19 protein-coding genes and 1 tRNA gene are annotated in these 18,248 nt (G+C 58.9%); 11 read left to right on the top strand and 9 right to left on the bottom strand.

Annotated features, from left to right (window positions below):
- Positions 1-5 precede the first annotated feature (5 nt).
- The gene (locus tag CFBP5499_RS05390) at positions 6-1,109 is read right to left on the bottom strand and encodes a COX15/CtaA family protein (RefSeq protein WP_173986852.1); all 1,104 of its coding nucleotides are present in this window, start codon (positions 1,107-1,109) and stop codon (positions 6-8) included.
- A gap of 142 nt (positions 1,110-1,251) precedes the next feature.
- Here CFBP5499_RS05390 and CFBP5499_RS05385 point away from each other — a divergent pair, with 142 nt between their 5' ends.
- Together CFBP5499_RS05385 and uppA are read left to right on the top strand one after the other, a co-directional pair.
- Positions 1,252-1,464, top strand: a complete 213-nt coding sequence (locus CFBP5499_RS05385; protein ID WP_080825291.1) for a DUF2842 domain-containing protein — start codon at positions 1,252-1,254, stop codon at positions 1,462-1,464.
- Positions 1,465-1,559: 95 nt separating this feature from the next.
- Positions 1,560-2,789, top strand: a complete 1,230-nt coding sequence (gene uppA / locus CFBP5499_RS05380) for a polysaccharide biosynthesis GNAT family N-acetyltransferase UppA (RefSeq protein ID WP_080825292.1) — start codon at positions 1,560-1,562, stop codon at positions 2,787-2,789.
- An 18-nt stretch (positions 2,790-2,807) separates the two neighbouring features.
- On the opposite strand, the gene uppB is transcribed toward uppA, so the two are convergent.
- Positions 2,808-5,069, bottom strand: coding sequence for a polysaccharide biosynthesis protein UppB (gene uppB, locus CFBP5499_RS05375; RefSeq protein WP_080825293.1), 2,262 nt, complete (start codon positions 5,067-5,069; stop codon positions 2,808-2,810).
- Between the two features lie 210 nt (positions 5,070-5,279).
- On the opposite strand from uppB, the gene uppC reads away from it, so the two are divergent.
- From uppC to CFBP5499_RS05345, 6 genes are all read left to right on the top strand, one after another.
- Positions 5,280-5,852: a polysaccharide export protein UppC gene (gene uppC, locus CFBP5499_RS05370; protein ID WP_080825294.1), complete on the top strand. Its 573-nt coding sequence runs from the start codon at positions 5,280-5,282 to the stop codon at positions 5,850-5,852.
- Between the two features lie 17 nt (positions 5,853-5,869).
- Entirely contained in the window at positions 5,870-7,012 is a 1,143-nt protein-coding gene (gene uppD / locus CFBP5499_RS05365; protein WP_080827366.1) for a polysaccharide biosynthesis type 4 glycosyltransferase UppD, read from the top strand.
- A 222-nt stretch (positions 7,013-7,234) separates the two neighbouring features.
- Positions 7,235-8,788, top strand: coding sequence for a polysaccharide biosynthesis glycosyltransferase UppE (gene uppE, locus CFBP5499_RS05360; protein WP_080827367.1), 1,554 nt, complete (start codon positions 7,235-7,237; stop codon positions 8,786-8,788).
- Positions 8,785-10,026 carry a polysaccharide biosynthesis O-antigen ligase family protein UppF gene (uppF, locus tag CFBP5499_RS05355; RefSeq protein WP_080825295.1) on the top strand — a complete coding sequence of 414 codons (1,242 nt, stop codon included), beginning with the start codon at positions 8,785-8,787 and terminating at the stop codon, positions 10,024-10,026. The genes uppE and uppF overlap by 4 nt, the downstream gene beginning before the upstream one ends.
- 77 nt (positions 10,027-10,103) lie before the next feature.
- Positions 10,104-10,253, top strand: a complete 150-nt coding sequence (locus tag CFBP5499_RS05350; protein WP_003521552.1) for a hypothetical protein — start codon at positions 10,104-10,106, stop codon at positions 10,251-10,253.
- A 172-nt stretch (positions 10,254-10,425) separates the two neighbouring features.
- The gene (locus CFBP5499_RS05345) at positions 10,426-11,067 is read left to right on the top strand and encodes a hypothetical protein (protein ID WP_080827368.1); all 642 of its coding nucleotides are present in this window, start codon (positions 10,426-10,428) and stop codon (positions 11,065-11,067) included.
- Between the two features lie 70 nt (positions 11,068-11,137).
- Here CFBP5499_RS05345 and CFBP5499_RS05340 read toward each other — a convergent pair whose 3' ends face one another.
- Complete coding sequence (locus tag CFBP5499_RS05340; protein WP_080827369.1) at positions 11,138-11,674, bottom strand: DUF1269 domain-containing protein; 537 nt, start codon at positions 11,672-11,674, stop codon at positions 11,138-11,140.
- Between the two features lie 229 nt (positions 11,675-11,903).
- Between CFBP5499_RS05340 and CFBP5499_RS05335 the strand changes: the two genes are divergently transcribed.
- The 3 genes from CFBP5499_RS05335 to CFBP5499_RS29910 all read left to right on the top strand — a co-directional run bounded on the left by CFBP5499_RS05335 (position 11,904) and on the right by CFBP5499_RS29910 (position 12,801).
- Positions 11,904-11,980 (top strand) — tRNA-Pro (locus CFBP5499_RS05335).
- A gap of 137 nt (positions 11,981-12,117) precedes the next feature.
- Positions 12,118-12,378, top strand: coding sequence for a hypothetical protein (locus CFBP5499_RS29915; protein ID WP_175416628.1), 261 nt, complete (start codon positions 12,118-12,120; stop codon positions 12,376-12,378).
- Positions 12,379-12,597: 219 nt separating this feature from the next.
- Positions 12,598-12,801, top strand: a complete 204-nt coding sequence (locus CFBP5499_RS29910) for a hypothetical protein (RefSeq protein WP_173986742.1) — start codon at positions 12,598-12,600, stop codon at positions 12,799-12,801.
- Positions 12,802-12,925: 124 nt separating this feature from the next.
- Here CFBP5499_RS29910 and CFBP5499_RS05320 read toward each other — a convergent pair whose 3' ends face one another.
- The 6 genes from CFBP5499_RS05320 to CFBP5499_RS05295 form a co-directional block, all read right to left on the bottom strand.
- On the bottom strand, positions 12,926-13,381 hold the full coding sequence (locus CFBP5499_RS05320; protein ID WP_080825296.1) for a pseudoazurin: 456 nt from the start codon (positions 13,379-13,381) through the stop codon (positions 12,926-12,928).
- A complete protein-coding gene (locus CFBP5499_RS05315; RefSeq protein WP_080825297.1) occupies positions 13,378-14,199 on the bottom strand; it encodes an ABC transporter ATP-binding protein in 822 nt (273 codons plus the stop codon). The genes CFBP5499_RS05320 and CFBP5499_RS05315 overlap by 4 nt, the downstream gene beginning before the upstream one ends.
- Positions 14,196-15,248, bottom strand: a complete 1,053-nt coding sequence (locus CFBP5499_RS05310) for a FecCD family ABC transporter permease (protein WP_080827370.1) — start codon at positions 15,246-15,248, stop codon at positions 14,196-14,198. The genes CFBP5499_RS05315 and CFBP5499_RS05310 overlap by 4 nt, the downstream gene beginning before the upstream one ends.
- 114 nt (positions 15,249-15,362) lie before the next feature.
- Positions 15,363-16,475 (bottom strand): ABC transporter substrate-binding protein, encoded by a 1,113-nt coding sequence (locus tag CFBP5499_RS05305; protein WP_080825298.1) that lies wholly within the window; start codon positions 16,473-16,475, stop codon positions 15,363-15,365.
- A gap of 280 nt (positions 16,476-16,755) precedes the next feature.
- Positions 16,756-17,310, bottom strand: a complete 555-nt coding sequence (locus CFBP5499_RS05300) for a dual specificity protein phosphatase family protein (RefSeq protein ID WP_175416763.1) — start codon at positions 17,308-17,310, stop codon at positions 16,756-16,758.
- 137 nt (positions 17,311-17,447) lie between these two features.
- Positions 17,448-18,035: a YqaA family protein gene (locus CFBP5499_RS05295; protein ID WP_080825300.1), complete on the bottom strand. Its 588-nt coding sequence runs from the start codon at positions 18,033-18,035 to the stop codon at positions 17,448-17,450.
- Between the last annotated feature and the right edge of the window lie 213 nt (positions 18,036-18,248).

Raw genomic sequence — 18,248 nt, 5'->3', positions numbered from 1 at the left:
CGGCGTCAGTCCCTGACTTCGACCGCGACGGGCGTCGGATATTCGCCGATGAAACCGCGCCAATGGGCGACCGAAAAGGCGAGCACGATCAGCGCCATGCCCTGATGGGCGAGCGCGACATGGATATCGACGTGCATCAGAAGCGTGGTGATGCCGAGCCCCGCCTGAATGGAGATGAGCACGAAGAACAGCACCGCGCGGCGGGCATGCGGCGTACCGGGCAAGGCACGGGCCATCGACACCATATGCCAAAGCGTGGCGGCAAACAGCGTGTAGGCACCCAGGCGATGGGCGAATTGCACCGTCTTCGGGTTTTCGAAGAGGTTGATCCACCAGGGCTGCTGCAGGAAGAGATCACCCGGCACGAGCGAACCATCCATCAGCGGCCAGGTATTATAGGACAGGCCGGCATTCAGACCCGCCACCAGCGCGCCAAGATAAATCTGGAACAGACAGAGCACCGTCAGCAGCGCGGCAAAGCCCCTGCCCGTCCGCTCATCCGCCGCATCAGGCGAATGATGCGACAGTCCGCGCAATATCCACATGCAGCCCGCGAAGATGAGGCAGGCGATCGTCAGATGGGTGGCGAGGCGATATTGTGAAACATCCGTGCGGTTGACGAGGCCTGATGACACCATCCACCAACCGACGAAGCCCTGGAAACCGCCAAGCGCCAGAAGGCCTACCAGCGGCAGGCGCAGGCGCTTTTCAACGCGGCCGGTGAGCCAGAAGAAGGCAAGCGGGAGGGCGAAGACGAGCCCGATGGTGCGGGCAAGCAGGCGATGCGCCCATTCCCACCAGAAAATCGTCTTGAACTCATCGAGCGACATGCCCTTGTTGATTTCCTGATATTGGGGAATACGCTTGTAGAGCTGGAACTCCTCTTCCCACTCGGCCACGGAAAGCGGCGGTATCGCGCCGTGGATCGGCTTCCATTCCGTGATCGACAGGCCGGATTCGGTGAGCCGCGTGGCGCCGCCGACGAGGACCAGACAGAAGAGCGTGAAAAGCACGACGCGCAGCCAGATGCGCAGCAGTCGACGGTCCTTCTCCTGTTTCTGCAGGGCGGCCTCTACCACCATGTCCACAGAACCATTTGCCATCGTCATGCCGTTCGAACGCATCTTTCGGGTCTCCATCATACAGTCATGTTGATTAGCCCCAACCGGCAGCACAAAACAAGGCCTCAGGGTTTGCGGCATGGGGTCGCGGCGCTATAGTCGTCCTACATGTTCAATAGCGGAAGATTTCATGCACCCTCGCCTCAGATCGCTCATCGGCACCGTCGTCATTATCTGCCTCGTCGTCGTTTACGCCGTGGCGGCGACGGCCATCGCGTCGGCGACGCTGGCGCAATCGCCCTGGTGGGTGCATCTCGCCTATTTCGTGCTGAGCGGACTCTTATGGATTCTGCCAGCCATGCTGATCATCAAATGGATGGCCGGCTCAAAAAAGCGGGGCTAAGCGGGCGGCCACGCGACACCCTGAGGTCGCAATTTTATAAACCGATTGTTTGCCGCTCAACGATATAGTCCGACCGAAACAACCGGAGAGAGTGGATGGTGGCTGAGGGGCCGGTCACAATCAGCGAGGATAAAGCGCCGACCGCCGTGCACAACGAGCGGCGGGGTGCCGATCGTCTGGTGATCGATCTCGTCGATGACGCAACGACCATCCGCTCCGACTGGGAACAGCTGGAAAACGACCCGCTCAATTCCCTGCATCAGGGCTTTGGCTGGTGCTCCATCTGGGCGCAAACGCAGGAGAGCGGCCTCCTGATCCTGCGCGGCCGACAGGAGGGGAAGACCATCTTCCTGCTTCCGCTCGAAATCGTGCAGGAGGGCGGCATCCGAAAGGCCCGTTTTCCCGGCGGCCGCTTCAACAATATCAATACGGGGCTTTTCGAACCGGCTTTTGCGAAACAAGCGGGACAGGAAATCGCTGCGGCGATTGCCCGCGAGGCACGCAAGCTGCTTGATGGCCGGGCCGATATTCTGGCGCTGCAGAACATCCCTTTGATCTGGCGCGGCAGAACCAGTCCGCTCTCCTATCTGGCTTCCGTCGAAAACCAGAACCCGGCCTTCCAGCTTCCGCTGCTCGACAGTTTCGAAGCTACGCTTCGGCAGGTCAATGCCAAGAGACGCCGGAAGAAATTTCGAATCCAGAGCCGCAGGGCGGAGGAAATGGGCGGCTACAGCCATGTGATCGCCCGATCCCCGCAGGAAAAATGCGAGTTATTACAGACATTCTTCCGGCAAAAGGCCAACCGTTTTGCCTCGCAGGGCATTCCCGATGTCTTTCGCGACCAATCGGTGAAAGACTTTTTCTACGATCTCGCCAACTTCCCGGAAACGGGTACGGATACCCTGCTGGAACTGCACGCGATTCGCCTGCATGGCGCAAATGAAGGCATCATCGCTGCCGTAGCAGGTCTTTCGCGCAAGCAGGATCACATCATCTGCCAGTTCGGTTCGATAGATGAATCCGTTTCGGAACTCAGCCCCGGCGAATTGCTGTTCTGGTTGATGATCGAAAGGGCGTGCCGCGATAAGGCGGCGATTTTCGATTTCGGTGTGGGCGATCAGCTCTACAAACGCAGCTGGTGCCCGCTTTCCACCGCGCAGCACGATATATTCCTGCCGGTGACGCTGAAGGGCCGGGCAGCGGCCTCTGCCTATGTCGCCATCGCCCGGACGAAGAGCCTGATCAAATCCAATCCGGCGCTTTATGCGCTGATCCAGCGTTTTCGCGCCGGGCGGCCAAGAGCGGAAGCCGCGGCCGCCGACTGAGCGGGGTTTCGCCACCCCTCAGGCGGCGCTCAGATGATCCGGCTTGCGCATGCCGGTCATCGGCAGCGCCTGCTCATAGCCCTGTGCCACCAGGTCATCGAGCGTCTTTTCCAGCATCTCGCCATCCCGGCCGGGAACGGAAACGATGATTTCCGCCGGCAGATTGCGCAGCATTTTTTCAAGACTTGCAATCTGCACCGCGCCACATTCGACGAGAACCGTGTCGTAGGCATCGGATAATGCACCGAGGATCATCGTCAGGCGGTCTATGGCGCGCATGGCCTCACGCGGCTGGGCGTTGCCGCGCGGCACGATATGGGCATCGGACAGCCGGTCTCCGTGAATGGTTTCACCAAAGGCGGCCGCACCGGCCAGAAGGTCCATGACCCCGGGAAGCCCGGCCTCGGGTGCCATCAGCCGCGTCGGACAACCGGACGCCGTCATATCAACGAGAACGACCGACCGGCCCATTTCGGACAAGGCGCGCGCCAGCATCACGGTTGAGGTCGAACCGCTATCACCGGCCGGAGACACGACGGCGGCGACCGGCTTGGCAAGCCGCGTGGCAAGGAAATCCGCAACGGCATCGATCGAAAAATCGTCTGACGTGTCGATGTCCTCTTCTGCCGCCTCTTGCACCGCAGCCGCATCTTCCTTTGGCAAGGCCGGTATCGCAGCCATGGCCGCGACAGGCACCTGCCGCTCCTCCTCGGCGAGCTTATGGTGCGCCGCGACCGGTATGGCCTGGGGAGCCGGCTGAATTGGCTCGTGACGCTCTGTGACGGGCTGTTCCGGTACGTCCGCCACCTCATCCGCCTCGACCCGTGCGCGTGCCGGCGGTGGCGGATCGGAGAGCGGCGGAACCTGGCTCCGGCCCACTGGCTTCAGAGCCCGGCCGGTGAAAAGTTCCACCAGCATGACGACGATGCAGGAAAGCAGAAAGGCTGCGAGCGTCACAACAATGGTGATGGCGCCGGTTTTCGGGAAATAGGGTTCACGCGGTTCCACCGCTGCCGAAATGACACGGGCATCGGCGGGCGTGGAATCCACCGAGCCTGCACGCGACGTCGCTTCGCGGTAACGGGCGAGATAGGTTTCGAGAAGCTGCCGCTGGGCCGAGGCCTCGCGCTCGAGATCGTTGAGCCCCACCTGCTGTTCACCGGCCCGCACGCTTTCCGATTTCAGCACGTTCAATTGCTGGACGAGCTGCCGCTCGCGCAACCGCGATACATTCGCCTCGTTTTCAAGGCTTGCGAGCACCTTCCGGGTCTCTTCCTGAATCTGCCGCTCTATGCCGGTCAGCTGGTTGCGCAGCGCCCTGATGCGCGGATGGCCCTCCAGCAACGAGGAGGTGAGATCGGAAATCTGGCTGCGGATCGTCGTTTCGTTTTCCTTCAGCCTCTGGATCGTTGGGGAGCCGACGACATCGGGAAAGGTATCGAGCGCGCGGCCGCTTGCCAGCGCATTGCGCACGCCCTCGGCTCTCGCTTCCGCATTGGCGCGCTCGCCACGGATACGGCCGAGTTCGGTAGAGATGTCACTGAGCTGCCGCGTGGCAAGCGTCTCGCCCTGCCCGGCCGAGAGAAGGTCGGACGAGGCGCGATAATCCGCGACCTTCCTGTCCGCCTCTCGCACCTTTTCGCGCAGATTGGCGATTTCCGGCTCCAGCCAGCGTGCCGCTTCCGTGCTGGTGTCCAGCTTCGCGCCGCTCTGCAGCGCAATGTAGGCCTTCATCATCTCATTGGGGATGGCGGATGCGAGCTTGGGGTCCTGCGAGGAGAATTCGACCGTGATGACGCGCGAGCTTTCGACCTGATAGACCTGCAGCTTCTCCCGGAAGGCCTTCAGCACCCGTTCTTCGGGCAGCACCTGAAGCGGATCCTTCTTGAGGCCGACCCCGACCAGCAGCTGCGACACGAAGGAAGGATGGGCTTCCGGATCGAACTCATCAAGCTCATAAAGCTTCATGTCTTTCGCGACCTGCTTGATGAGGTCTACTGATTGCAGGATCTGCACCTGGCTGGAAACGGTCAATTCATCGAGCACGGGTTCGGCGGGTGCATTGGACTGCTGCGACGCGCCGAAGGAGGCCGCGCGGGATTCGATGAGCACGCGCGCCTCGCCCTTATAGGCAGGCGACATCATGCTGGCAGCCACGAAGGCGGCGCCCCCGGAGAGAAGGGTAATCGCCGCGATCCGCCCCCTGCGTCGCCATATCGCCGCAGCAAGTTGCGCAAGGTCGATATCCACATCCCTGTCGTCAATGCGATCGCCGTTCATGCAAGCTCCGTAACCGAGACAAACCTCGGGCGCTCAAATATAGATGGCCAATTTTCGCGAAGCTTAAGTCTTGCCGGTAACACAACCGTTAATCTCGGAGAATCCGACGAAATAAAGCCGATATTACCATCGCTCGCGCCTGACGTTTACCGGCCATTAACCCTAACAGAACGATAAGAATGGTCAAAGATCGACTCGGAGCCAGATGAGATGCCGCTCGCCGGATCACGACATGTCACCGCACTGACGCTCGCCGTTTTGACGGCCCTTTCCGGTTGCGCGGCATATCAACCCGCACCGCGCTCATTTAATGAGACTGCGCTGCAACCATATCACGTCGATAGCGGCGACAGGCTGCGCATCAACGTTTTCGAACAGGTCGGGCTGACCAATACCTATACCGTTGATCAGGCGGGTTACGTCGCCTTCCCCCTCGTCGGCCAGGTTCCCGCACGCGGCAAGACGCTGCCGCAACTCGAAGCCGCCATCGCCGCCAAGCTACGGCAGGGGTATCTGCGCGATCCCGACGTGACCATCGAAATCGACCGTTACCGTCCTGTTTTCATCATGGGTGAAGTGGGTCGTCCCGGCCAATATTCCTATGTGCCGGGCATGACCGTGCAAAACGCCATCGCCATTGCCGGCGGTTTCACCCCGCGTGCCAACCAGGCCGATGTCGACATTACCCGCAAGATCAATACCGAGGTGATGACCGGCCGCATCGGTATCACCGCACCCATTCTGGCGGGCGATACCGTCTATGTCCGCGAACGCTTCTTCTAAAAAACGGAGCGGTGAACGTGTCGGATGACGGCCCTCCCCTGCGCATCATTCATTGTTTCCGCTCACCCGTGGGCGGCGTTTTCCGCCATGTGCGCGATCTGATCGAGGAACACGTCAGGCAGGGCCACAAGGTCGGCATCGTCTGCGACAGCTCCACCGGCGGTGCGCATGAGGAACGGCTTTTCGCGCAGATCACCCCGATGCTGGAGCTTGGCCTCACCCGCCTGCCCATCCGCCGGTCGATCAGCCCCGGCGACCTCCTAGCGCTGTGGAAATCCTACAAGCACATCAAAAGTTTGCGGCCGGACATTCTGCACGGACACAGCGCCAAGGGTGGCGCTCTTGCCCGGCTGATCGGCTCACTCCTGCGGGCGAACAGGTATCGCGTAGCCCGCCTCTATTCACCGCATGGCGGCAGCCTGCATTATGCCCGAAACAGCCTGAAGGGGCAGCTCTTCCTGCGGCTGGAGCGATTTCAGGAGCATTTCACCGATGCGCTCTGCTTCGTCTGCAATTTCGAGCAGGAGACTTACGAAGCCAAGGTCGGCAAGCCGCGCACCCGCACCGCAATGATTTATAACGGCGTCCAGGAGAGCGAATTCGAAACCGTCCCTCCTCGCGAAGGTGCCGCCCGTTTCCTCTATATCGGCATGTTGCGTGACCTCAAGGGACCCGATGTCTTCATCAGGGCCTTCGCAAAAATGGAGCGCAGCATCGGCCAGCCCATGTCCGGCGTCATCGTCGGCGACGGACCCGACAGGGACAAATATGCGGCGATGATCGACACGGCCGGGCTTTCCCGACGCATTTCCATGCATGCGGCCATGCCCGCGAGACAGGCCTTCGAACTCGCCGCCACCGTGGTGGTGCCTTCGCGCGCCGAAGCCATGCCCTATATCGTTCTGGAAGCGCTTGCGGCGGGAAAAACCGTCATTGCCTCGCATGTCGGCGGCATTCCCGAAGTTCTTGGAGAAGACAGCGAGGCGCTTGTTCCGGCCGGTGACGCCGATGCGCTGGCGCGGATCATGGTCAAGGATGCGGAGGATGCCGACTGGGCGCTGCGGGTCATGCCCCGTCCCGACGGCTTCAAGGCGAAATTTTCAACCCCTGTCATGGCCGATGAGATGATGAAACTCTATCGTGACCTGCTGACGACCTAAAGTCATTTCAAAAACACGATTTTTAATTGTATATTCCAGCCGTCCTGTAGAAATTCATCATAAACGTTTCTTAGCATGTTTCGGCTAGTTTCCAGCTCGTAGAGCCCCTTGCGTCCATCCAGACGTGACTGGGAGGCTTTACCACTTTGAAGTTGCGTATCGTCCGGTGGAAAATCGAATATGAGTTTCGGGCCGATACGCTTGATGGTGCGGACCAAAGCAATGACCAAGACTGACAAGGACAGACTGCAATTCGATCTCGCGTCATTGCGCAAGAAGCTCTCCGACTACGAAGCCGGGGGGGCTGCGGCATCCGAAACCGTCGTTCTCAACCCGCTTGCACGGCAGATCGCCAACCAGCTTCGCGCCGGCAACCATTCACCCAACATGGTGATCGGGCAATTGCGGCTTCTCGAATTCACGATGCTCGTGGTCATAGCCGCCGTCATCAACGGCATTGCAGCCGATCGCGGCCTTGAAACCTTCCTGAAGGTTTTCAGCGGCGGCGTGCTGGGTGCGGCACTCTGCGTCTTTCTCCTGCAGGCGGGTGATTGCTATCAGCTTCCGACGCTGCGCACGCCGCTGAAAATGTTCGCCCGCATTCAGGGCGCCGTCTGCCTTTCCTTCGTGGGAATTGCCTGTTTCCTTCTATTCTTCTTTCCCGACACGCTGCATTCCTGGCAAGCCTTCGCCGTCTGGTATGCAACGGGCGCGATCGCGATTTTTGCCGGACGGCTGATCCTCGGCTTTGCCATTCGCCACTGGGGCCGCAATGGTGTCATGGAACGCCGCGCCGTCATCGTCGGCGGCGGCGATGCCGCAAGAGACCTGATCCGTTCGCTGGAACAGCAGTCCGACAACGACATCCGCATCTGCGGTATTTTCGACGACCGGAAAAGCGAGCGATCTCCCGAGGTCGTCGCCGGTTATCCCAAGCTCGGCACCTTTGCGGAGCTGGTGGAATTCGCTCGCCTGACGAAGCTCGACATGCTCATCATCGCCCTTCCGCTCAGCGCCGAGGCGCGCATTCTCCAGCTTCTGCGCAAGCTGTGGGTGCTGCCGGTCGATATCCGCATCGCCGCCCATGCCAATAAATTGCGTTTCCGCCCGCGCGCTTATTCCCATGTCGGCAAGGTGCCGATGCTGGATGTGTTCGACAAGCCGATCCGCGACTGGGATTCGGTGGCGAAGCGACTGTTCGACATCACCTTCAGCCTCCTGGGGATCGCACTTTTCTGGCCGGTGATGCTGGCTGCGGGAATTGCCGTGAAGACGACCTCCAAAGGTCCGGTCCTCTTCAAGCAGAAGCGCCACGGCTTCAACAATGAAACGATCAATGTCTGGAAGTTCCGCTCCATGTATACGGAACTCAGCGATCCCACCGCGAAAAAGGCCGTCACGAAGAACGATCCGCGCGTCACGCCGGTCGGCCGCTTCCTGCGCAAATCCTCAATGGACGAGTTGCCGCAGCTTTTCAACGTTCTCTACGGCGACCTCTCTTTGGTCGGTCCGCGCCCGCACGCCGTTCACGCGCAGACGGGCGATCTGAAATATACCGAGGTGGTGGAGCATTATTTCGCGCGACACAAGGTCAAGCCCGGGGTGACCGGCTGGGCGCAGATCAATGGCTGGCGCGGCGAGATCGACCACGGCGACAAGATCAAGTTCCGGACCGAATATGATCTCTATTACATCGAGAACTGGTCGTTGTTTCTCGATCTGAAGATCCTGTTCCTCACGCCGATCCGGCTGCTCAAATCGGAAAATGCCTATTGACCCACACCGGTTACCAGCACGCGGAAAATTTTGACGCACCGTTGGCCACCATGCGGCTCATCGGCTCGCTCTTCATCGCGTTTGGGGTGTTTCTCTCCGGTTTCGTGATTTCCGAACCGGCGCCTTACGAATTGATGATGGTCGGACAGGTGGCCTTGTGGTTCCTGCTCGGCCTTCGCCTTTCGCGCACCGTCGTCCTGCTTTTATGCCTGCTGCTTGCCTTCAACGTCGGCGGTTATCTTTCTCTCACCACCATGGCCGATCTGGATGAGGGACCGCTCTATCTCGCCGTCTCGACTTTTCTGGCGCTGACCTCGGTGTTTTATGCGGCGATCGTGGAAGACAAGTACCAGCGGCTGCTGTTGATTTTCCGGGCCTGGCTGACGGCGGCGCTCATCACCTCGCTGCTTGGCATCATCGGTTATTTCCATGCCATTCCGGGCTTCGAGGTCTTTACCCTTTACGATCGTGCCAAGGGCGCCTTCCAGGACCCCAACGTCTTCGGTCCCTTCCTGGTGACACCGTCGCTTTACCTCATCTATGGCCTTCTCACCGGCAAGGCGATGCATGCGCCCTGGCGCATCGTCGGGCTGCTCATCCTGTCGCTTGGCATTTTCCTGTCGTTTTCACGCGCGGCGTGGGGCCTTTTTCTGTTCGCCACCATTCTCCTCGTCTTCGTCATGCTCCTGAAGGAGCGGACGGCGGCGTTTCGCCTGAAAATCCTCGTGCTGTTCCTCGTCGCCGCGGGGCTGATGGTCGCGGCTGTCATCATCGCGCTGCAGTTCAAGCAGGTGGCGGATCTGTTCTCCAGCCGCGCCTCGGCGGTGCAATCTTACGATGGCGGGCATCTCGGGCGTTTTGCCCGCCACTATCTCGGTTTCCTGCTTGCCATGGAACATCCGCTCGGCATTGGCCCGATGGTATTCGACAATATCTTTCCCGCCGCCGAACATAATATCTGGCTGAAAAGCCTGACCACGCATGGCTGGTTCGGCTTCGTCATCTATCTCACCCTCATCTGCTGGACGATTGCAGCCGGTTTTAGACATCTGCTGCGGCCACGCCCCTGGCAGTCGTTCCTGATCATTTCCTGGGTGACCTTCGTTGGACATGTGATGATCGGCGCCGTCATCGATACCGACCACTGGCGGCATTTCTTCCTGTTGCTCGGCATATTGTGGGGATGCATGGCGCTGGAAAAACGCGAGAGCCTGCGCCGCCGCCCACGCGCCACATAGACACCTACCCTTACGGAACCTTACACCATTTCATGCGTTTAGCCCCCGATTCTGATTGTCAAACGGGGAGACATCTTATGACGCAGACCAATAATCTCTATCTCATCATCGGCGCCCTCATCGTGGTCATCGCCGGCCTTGGCATCTATGTCTGGCACGAAGAAAGCAAGCCAAAGGGGATCGAGATGAACATCGGTCCGAACGGCGTATCCGTTCAGGAGAATTAAGGCGCAAGCGTCGCGCAAAGTCCGGCCATTAAGACCGGGTGCATCCCAAGCCAAAATGCGGCCTGGATGCACCCGGTCTTCTTATGAGAGGAGACGAAAGGCGGGATCGATGTCCGCCGAGCCGGTCGATACGAATGATGCGTATCGCCCGATCATGGAAACAGTTAGCACTATGGTCTCCTCCATCGACCTCTCCACCCGCCTCACCGCCACGAGACTGGCCCTCAAGGCCATCAAGCAGCAGGATGACAGTTCCGCCGACCAATCCTCCTCGACGCGGACGGCTCTCCTCAGCTCCTATGGGATCGACAGCTCCTCTTCCACCAATACCAGGCTGGCACAGCTTCTGGCGCAATATGGCGAGGCTTCCGGCGACGATACGCAGACCGAGGGTACGGATACGCAGCCTTCTTCCGGCGACATCACCAAGGCCGATTTCATGAAAGGGCTGAAGGGAATGCTGGAGGAGCTGAGCAAGGATCCGGACAAGGCGTCGCAGGCCAACGCCATGCTGGAAGCCTTGAAGGCCGGCACGCTGACGGTTTCCGATCCGGCCGAGGGTGCACGGATCAAGGCCTGGGATGTGGCATCCGACACAGAAACCGCCTCCAAACCTTCGACTGAGATCACCACGACTGGATGGAGCGACTTTCTGAAGGAACATCTGAAACGCGACGGCTCGATCTATGCCAAGGGCGCCAGCGGCGCTTATGTCGACACCATCTCCGGCGACAATGCGTTTTTCGGCAGCGTCGGCAGCCGTTATTATTATCTCACCTGGCCACAGGCAAAGAACGGCACCCTGACCGTCTGATAAACGGTTCAGGCACCTCAAACGCATTGCTGCGACATGAACCATGCCGCAGCGTTGCTGTTTTACTCGTTCAGATAGCTGGCGCGGCAGCCGGTTCGCCTCCGCCGGACAGCGCCTTTTGCAGCTGCGCTTCCTGCTCCGGCGACAGCGAGGTCTTGATGACACGCCCGCGCAGGCCTTCCAGTTCCGCCAGCACCTTTTCCGGCTGCACCTTGCGGATCAGCACGAAAAGCGCCGAAGAGCCGTTGGGGATAGTCTCACCCAGCGACCTGATGAAATCGTCATCGATGCCGAAATCCGTAAGCGAACCTGCAAGTGCACCCGTACCGGCACCAATCGCCCCGCCAATGGCGAAACCCGCCAGCGGGTTGAGGAACAGCAGACCGACGAGACCGCCCCATAGACCGCCGGAGAGGAAACCGGAGCTTGCACCGATCGCCGTCAGATTGACGCTCTGCTTCAGATGCACCTTGCCGTTTTCATCGCGGACGACGACCACGGCATCCTCGAGATCGACCAGATATTCCTTTCTCAAACCTGCAAGCTTCAGAAGAACCCGATCGGCCTCTTCCGTTCCGTCAAAACCAACAACGACGAGTTCGGACATGATTGTCTCCCTGAGTTTCAATTCCGCTGCGATTGAACGCCAAACAAGGTGGCTTGTTCCGGCCATGATGGGAAGAGGATATGTCATGCGTTTGACGGCGGTTCCTCCAGAGGACACATTGCCCCTTTCCGGCCCTCTCCCGCCATCCACACCCCTTGTTCCTTTTTTTATGAAAAGACCATTTTCCGCTTGCGCCCTAACAGGCTTATATATAAACGGCTTTCAGGTTCGGAGCGTAGCGCAGCCCGGTAGCGCACTTGACTGGGGGTCAAGGGGTCGTGGGTTCGAATCCCGCCGCTCCGACCATTAAAAACAGATAGATAGCCAGTTCCCCCAGAGCTGGCTATATTTGTTTTAGCTCTCTGTCGCCGGCGCTATGCGTGAATTGAAAAGACCCGTTTCGGGTGTGCATTTATCCAAGCCTGATAATTAGGTGTGCTGAGATGGCAAAAAAAACAAAAATAGAACACTCGGAATTCTCGGGCGAGTTTGAGGATGACGGTATCACGGTTCTCGTTGATATTTACCGGCCCGCTGGCACCCAGCAAGACTGGACGCTCGAGGTAATCAGCGAGCACGACGATGTCACCACCTGGGACGAGCCTTTCGCGACCGACAAGGACGCCTGGGAAGAATTCCTGGCCACCTGCGAGAAAGACGGAATTCGCAGCTTTCTGGAAGGCGAGGATCCTTCGGTTCATTGACGTGGGATTCTGCGACGCCAAACCTTAAGTTCCTGGGCTCGAAGCCCCGCTGGGACCGTTGGCTCCACGGCCCTTTTTTGTTCAGGCGTTCTCCGGTTAAATTCCAGAAAATATAAGCTCAATTATAACGTGACTCACCGCCGAAGGACGGCACGCATTGCCTTGTTGACTCTCTGCTAAAATTAGAACATTTAGTGAACAAAAGAGAGGTCACCCAATATGTCCGACGCTGAAAAAATTACCCCCATCAGGCCTGACGACATCGCGGGATACGTCATACAATGTCACGACGGCGATGCGAAAGCGGCTGTCGAGGCCCTTCTCTGCGAAATCGAGCATTTGCAGGAACAGCTTTCCCTTGCCGTCGCCATCATGGGAAAAGGATATACGCGCGGGTGGACGCCGGATATCGGGCGCGACTAAACCGACGACTTACACTCCACAAGCCGTGTTTGGCGCAGATTGTGGAGTGCAACGGAAACTACCGCAGTAATCGGCCCTTGTGCGCCAACTCTGTGCGGATTGGCGCGGCTTGAAAGGCGGGGCGTTATTGCGCCGATGTCACCTGCCCCAGCGCTACTTCCAGCCTCTCGCTCTTCATCACGAGCTTGGGCCGAAGCTTCTCGGCCTTTTGTCTGACGGCTTCGAGATTGACGGGCTTGCCCACCTGAATGACGCCGATCATCGCCATCATCAGATGCGGTGGGCAATAGTAGAGATAGACCCCCTCCTTATCGACGGTGACGGTGAAGGCCTCATCGAGCTTGCTTTTCCAGGGGTTCGCGCCTTCCGGAACCGCGTAGGACTGCACATAGTGGCTGGAATTTTGCGGCACGAAGGCAATGGTGTCGCCCGGCTCCGCTTTCACATAGGAAGGCTCGAACACCATGCCGCCATCCTTGCCGTAATTGAGCATCAGGACCTTGTGTTCGGCGGAAAGGGATGGCGTGACGGGCAGAATTACGGCCAAAGCTGTGGCAAGCGTCATCAAAAATCGTTTCATGCAATTATTCCTTCAAGGATTTTGAAATGTTCGAGCGGCGGATCGCCCGCCGGCTGGATGACGGGATTGCCGCGCCGGTCGCGCAATACTTCCACGGCAACGCCATAGGTCTCGGAAATAAGCTCCGGCGTGACGATATCGCCCGGTGCGCCAGTCGCCTTCAGCGCACCATCCGAAATCACCAGCAGATTGTCGGCATATTGGCAGGCCAGGTTGAGATCATGCAGCACGACAAGCGTCACTCGGCCATTGGTGCGGGTTTCCTGCCGCACCAGATCGAGAAGCGCCACCTGATGTCTAAGGTCCAGCGCGCTGACCGGCTCATCGAGCAGCATCGCCTGCGGCTCACGCATCAGAACCTGCGCGAAAAGCGCCATCTGTCGTTGTCCGCCGCTGAGCGAGGCGATCTCCCGGCCCGCCAGATGGGCTATTCCCGCCTGATGCAGGCGTGTCATGGCAAGGTCGAGCGTTTCATCGTCAATATGAAGCGAAAGCCGGCCGAAGCGACCGAGCGCCACCACCTCCAGCACGCTGAGCGCAATATCGGCGGCCGTATCCTGCGGCATATAGGCGAAGCGATCCCGCCAGTCCCTTCCGTGCCTTGCTGCCCTTTCCCCGGCGTCAAGGCGACGATCGCCGAGGCTGATCGCGCCGCCGGCGAGCGGCAAGTCACCGAAGATTGCCCTCAGAAGGGTTGTCTTGCCCGTTCCGTTCGGGCCGATGACCGCGTGGATGTGCCCGGCCTGCAGACGAGCCGTAAGGTCTCTCACAATGGTCTGCCCGCCGCGTTCAACGGAAACATTATCCAGAACCATCATCGGCCGCGCCTCTTCGGAGCGAAAATCAGCCACAGGAGAAACGGCACACCGACAATGGCGGTGACGATGCCAACCGGGAACAGAGCGCCGGGAATGATCGATTTTGAGAGGATCGAGGCAACCGACAGCATCAGTGCGCCGCTTACCACCGACATCGGCAGGTAAAAGCGCTGATCCTCGCCTACCGTCATGCGGGCGATGTGAGGCGCAACCAGCCCGATGAAACCGATGACGCCAACGAAACTGGTGGCCGTCGCAGTCATGATGGCGACGATGACGAGAACCTTCATGCGCAGCCGGCGCACATTGATGCCGAGGCTGGCCGCCCGCATTTCCCCCATTCTGAGCGCCGTCAGTTTCCAGCAATCTGCCATCAGCAGGGCGCAGCACAAGGCGGTGACGGCGGCCGTCAGGCCAAGTGTCGGCCAGGTCGCCTTGGTCAGGCTACCGAACAGCCAAAAGAGTATTTGCTGCGATAGTTCCGGGGAGGACAGGAACTGGATGAGCGACAAGAGCGACTGAAACAGAAAAAGAAGTGCAATGCCGCCGAGAATGATGGTTTCGGCCGTCATCTGCCGCATCGAGGCCAGCATGAAGAGGAAAAGCGCGGCGAGCATGGAAAAGACGAAGGCGCCGAGCGGAACGGCAATCATGGCATCCAGCCCGAGACCGCCGAGCGCAAGCACCAGCGCGGCACCGAAGCCTGCCGCAGCCGCCATGCCGAGCGTATAGGGGCTTGCCATGGGATTGTTGAGCAAGGTCTGCATCTGCGCGCCGCCGGCGCCGAGCGCCGCTCCGACGGCAAGTGCCATCAGCGCCATGGGCAGGCGAAGGCCGCGCACGATGGAATCGGTCATCGCCGCCCGTTCGCCAAGGCCGGTCAGCGACTTCACCACTTCGGCGGGCGATAGCAGCGAGGGGCCTGTGGCGATATCGAGAACGAGGCTTACCGCCATCAGCACGAAAAAGATCGAGACGACGCGCCAGCGACGACGTTCACGCAGCCGGTGCGCACCGATGGCTTCGGCATTACGGGCGGCAATTGTCATGGAAAACCTGTTTGAAAAAAAGATGCTGAAAAGCGGACGCCGTGGGGTGGCGTCCGCAGAATCCAACCTTCAGCGGGAAGCAAATGTGCTTTTCCGCTGCCGGCAACGGAGCCATCAATCCTTGACGGCGATGGCAAAGGTGCCTTCAGGCGTGACCGGCAGATACTTCTTGTAATAGCCGAGATAGTTGGCGATCGGATCGACATCCTTGAACTGCTCGGGATAAAGCTGCTTGGCGATATATTGAACCATGGCGAAATCGGAGAGCGTGCGGGATGCACCCTGATAAACGCCGAACAGCTGACCGTTCTTGATCGCCGGCAACTCGCCCCAGCCCTGACGGGTTTCGAAGGCCTTGAGCTTTTCGCGGGCATCCGCAGCCTTCACCGCCTGCCCCATCGGCAGCGCAGCCGGGTTCTTGTTGTTTTCGCGGCCGGAAACGAAGATGGCGTCCGGCCTGGAGGCCAGAACCTGCTCGGGATTGATCGGCCCCCACCATTCGACGAAGGGTGCTGCGATATTGTCGCCGCCCGCCGCAGTGGACATGGCGCCCCACATGTTCTTGCCGTAGGTGAAGGAATATTCGGCCGGCCCCTTATTGCCAAATTCGACATAGACCTTCGGTTTCGGCTTACCGGATTTCGCCACGCGGTCGGCGACGTCCTTCAGCGAACCGGCGTAAAATTCGGAAATTTCCTTGCCGCGCTGTTCCTGTCCGGTGAGTTGGCCGAAAAGCCGGGTGGAAGCGACGTGGCGTTCGACCGTCTGGGCGTTATAATCAACAACGACAACGGGAATGCCCTCTTCTTCCAGACGGTCGGCATCGAGACCCAGTGCTTTGTATTGCCAGTCCGCGAGGATCACCAGATCGGGGTTGAGGCTCAGCACTTTTTCGACCGAGAAGGTCTGGGCTTCGACTTCGCCGACATCGGCAATATCGGCAAGCGATGCGCGGTGGGCGAGATGCATTTTCCAGTTGGCGGGAACCCAGCCTTCCCAGGCCTCACGGGAAATGCCGACGACGGAATCGTAGGCTTTTTCACCGCCAACCGCCATGTAGTCCTCGAAATAAAACCCGAGAACAACGCGTTTAGCAGGTATATCAACCTTCACTTCACGTCCAATGACGTCGGTGATGGTCTTTTCTGCGGCCGTAACGGAGGGAGCGATAAAGAGAACGGATAAGAGCGATGCGGCCATGCGGCCAATAAATTTTTTGATGGTCATGATGCGATCCAGACGTTGAAACAACGCTGCTCTATAAAAGATGATCTAAATAGTCAACTTAAATATAAAATCGCATAAGTTCCTAATATATATAAAAAACTTCGTCTCTCATGTACGCCTGGCGACAGGCCAAGCATACCGGCAGTGCACTCAGTATCAGCACGCGCTCGGCCAAACCTGTTCCACAGGCTTATGCCGTCCAGATGATCTGCACCCTCAGGATAGCTCCAAGTCGAGATCACGCGACCGCCGCCTTGGGGATCATTGTCCAAAGCCGCCGTCAATATTCGTTGGATGCGATGGCGAAGTCGTCGATGATCGGCATTTTTTCCGCATTTTCCCAGGTGCGGTCCATGGCGTAGGCTGCGGAGAGATAAGGAATGCCGACATGTCCATAACGAATGGACAGTTGGCCCTCCGCTTCCTCTTCACCGAGACGCGCAACGCGGCTGAGATAGAGCGCCGTCGCCAGGCCGGTTCTGTCCGCGCCTGACTTGCAATGGATGAGAATGGGTTTCGGCGCATCGCGCATGATCGCAACCAGCTGGTTGACCTGATTCATGTTCAGCTCCCGGCTGGCCGACATGCCGAAATCGATGTGGTTCAAGCCGAGCTTCCTCGACGTTTCCAGCTCGTCGCGATACCAGCTTTCGGCTTCGTTTGCACCGCGCAGATTGATCACGGTCTTGATTCCGTGATCCTCGGCATAACGAACCAGCTCTTCACTGCTGGGCTGATTGGAGCGATAAAACTGCCCCGCGACAACCTCGTGAAAATTGCCGAGGAGCTGAATGGCATAGAGGTAACCGCCTGCCGCAAGCACAGCAAAACCCATGCCCCAAAAGGAGCACTTCCAGAATCTTCGCATAATAAAACGGTTCCCTCATTGGACAAGAGAACGGATACCCGTAGATTCTGACAGTAAGCTGAAAGATATGCGACAGTATTGTAAGAGTGTAAATTTGCGCTTCGTCAACGCACGAAAACGTAAACCGCATAGACCGCGATGAGTGCGGCAGCGGCAGCGGCGGTTATGGCGCCGAGACGTTTTTCGATGAAATGGCGCACCGATTCCCCGTATCTCTGCAGCAACCCGGCGAGGATGAAAAAGCGCGCACCGCGCGCGATGACAGCCGAAAGAATGAACAGGCCGAGGCTGATATTGGCGGCACCCGAGAGGATCGTCACGACCTTGATCGGCGGCAGATGCGCGAGCCCCGAGGTCACCAGCAGGAGAACGATGGTTTCGTAATTCACCGAGTGCTTCAGCTGCTCAAAACTGTCGAGCTTGCCGTAAAATTCGAGAATGGGCCGGGCGATGCTTTCAAAGGCATAATGGCCGAGAAACCAGCCGGCAATGCCGCCGAGAACCGAAGCAACGGTTGCCACGAACGCATAAAACATCGCCTTTTTCGGCTTGGCCAGCACCATGGGCAGGAAAAGCACATCCGCAGGCACGACAAAAACCGAGCTTTCCACGAAAGCGACGATCGCCAGCCACCACACGGCCGTTTTGCGCGCGGCGAGCGCCATCGTCCAGGCATAGATGTTTTTCAGCATTTCGTGTCCCCAGGGAAAAATGTTGCGAAGGGAGTGCAGGCATATCGGTGGTGCTTCATGCGGTTTGCCGACGGCAGGCCGCGGGCCGGTGCGACCGGCTCCCGTGCGAGGATTAGAGACAACGCAACAGAATGGCAAATGTTGGAAGATTTATTTTTGCATCGCAAAAAATCATAAAGCCGAGCATTTCCCGTCCTCTCGGAAGCCGGTTGC

It is taken from the genome of Agrobacterium tumefaciens (genome assembly GCF_005221325.1).
GTDB lineage: Bacteria > Pseudomonadota > Alphaproteobacteria > Rhizobiales > Rhizobiaceae > Agrobacterium.
Note: the sequence above shows the minus strand (reverse complement) of the source record. Positions and strands in the feature narration are given on the sequence as shown.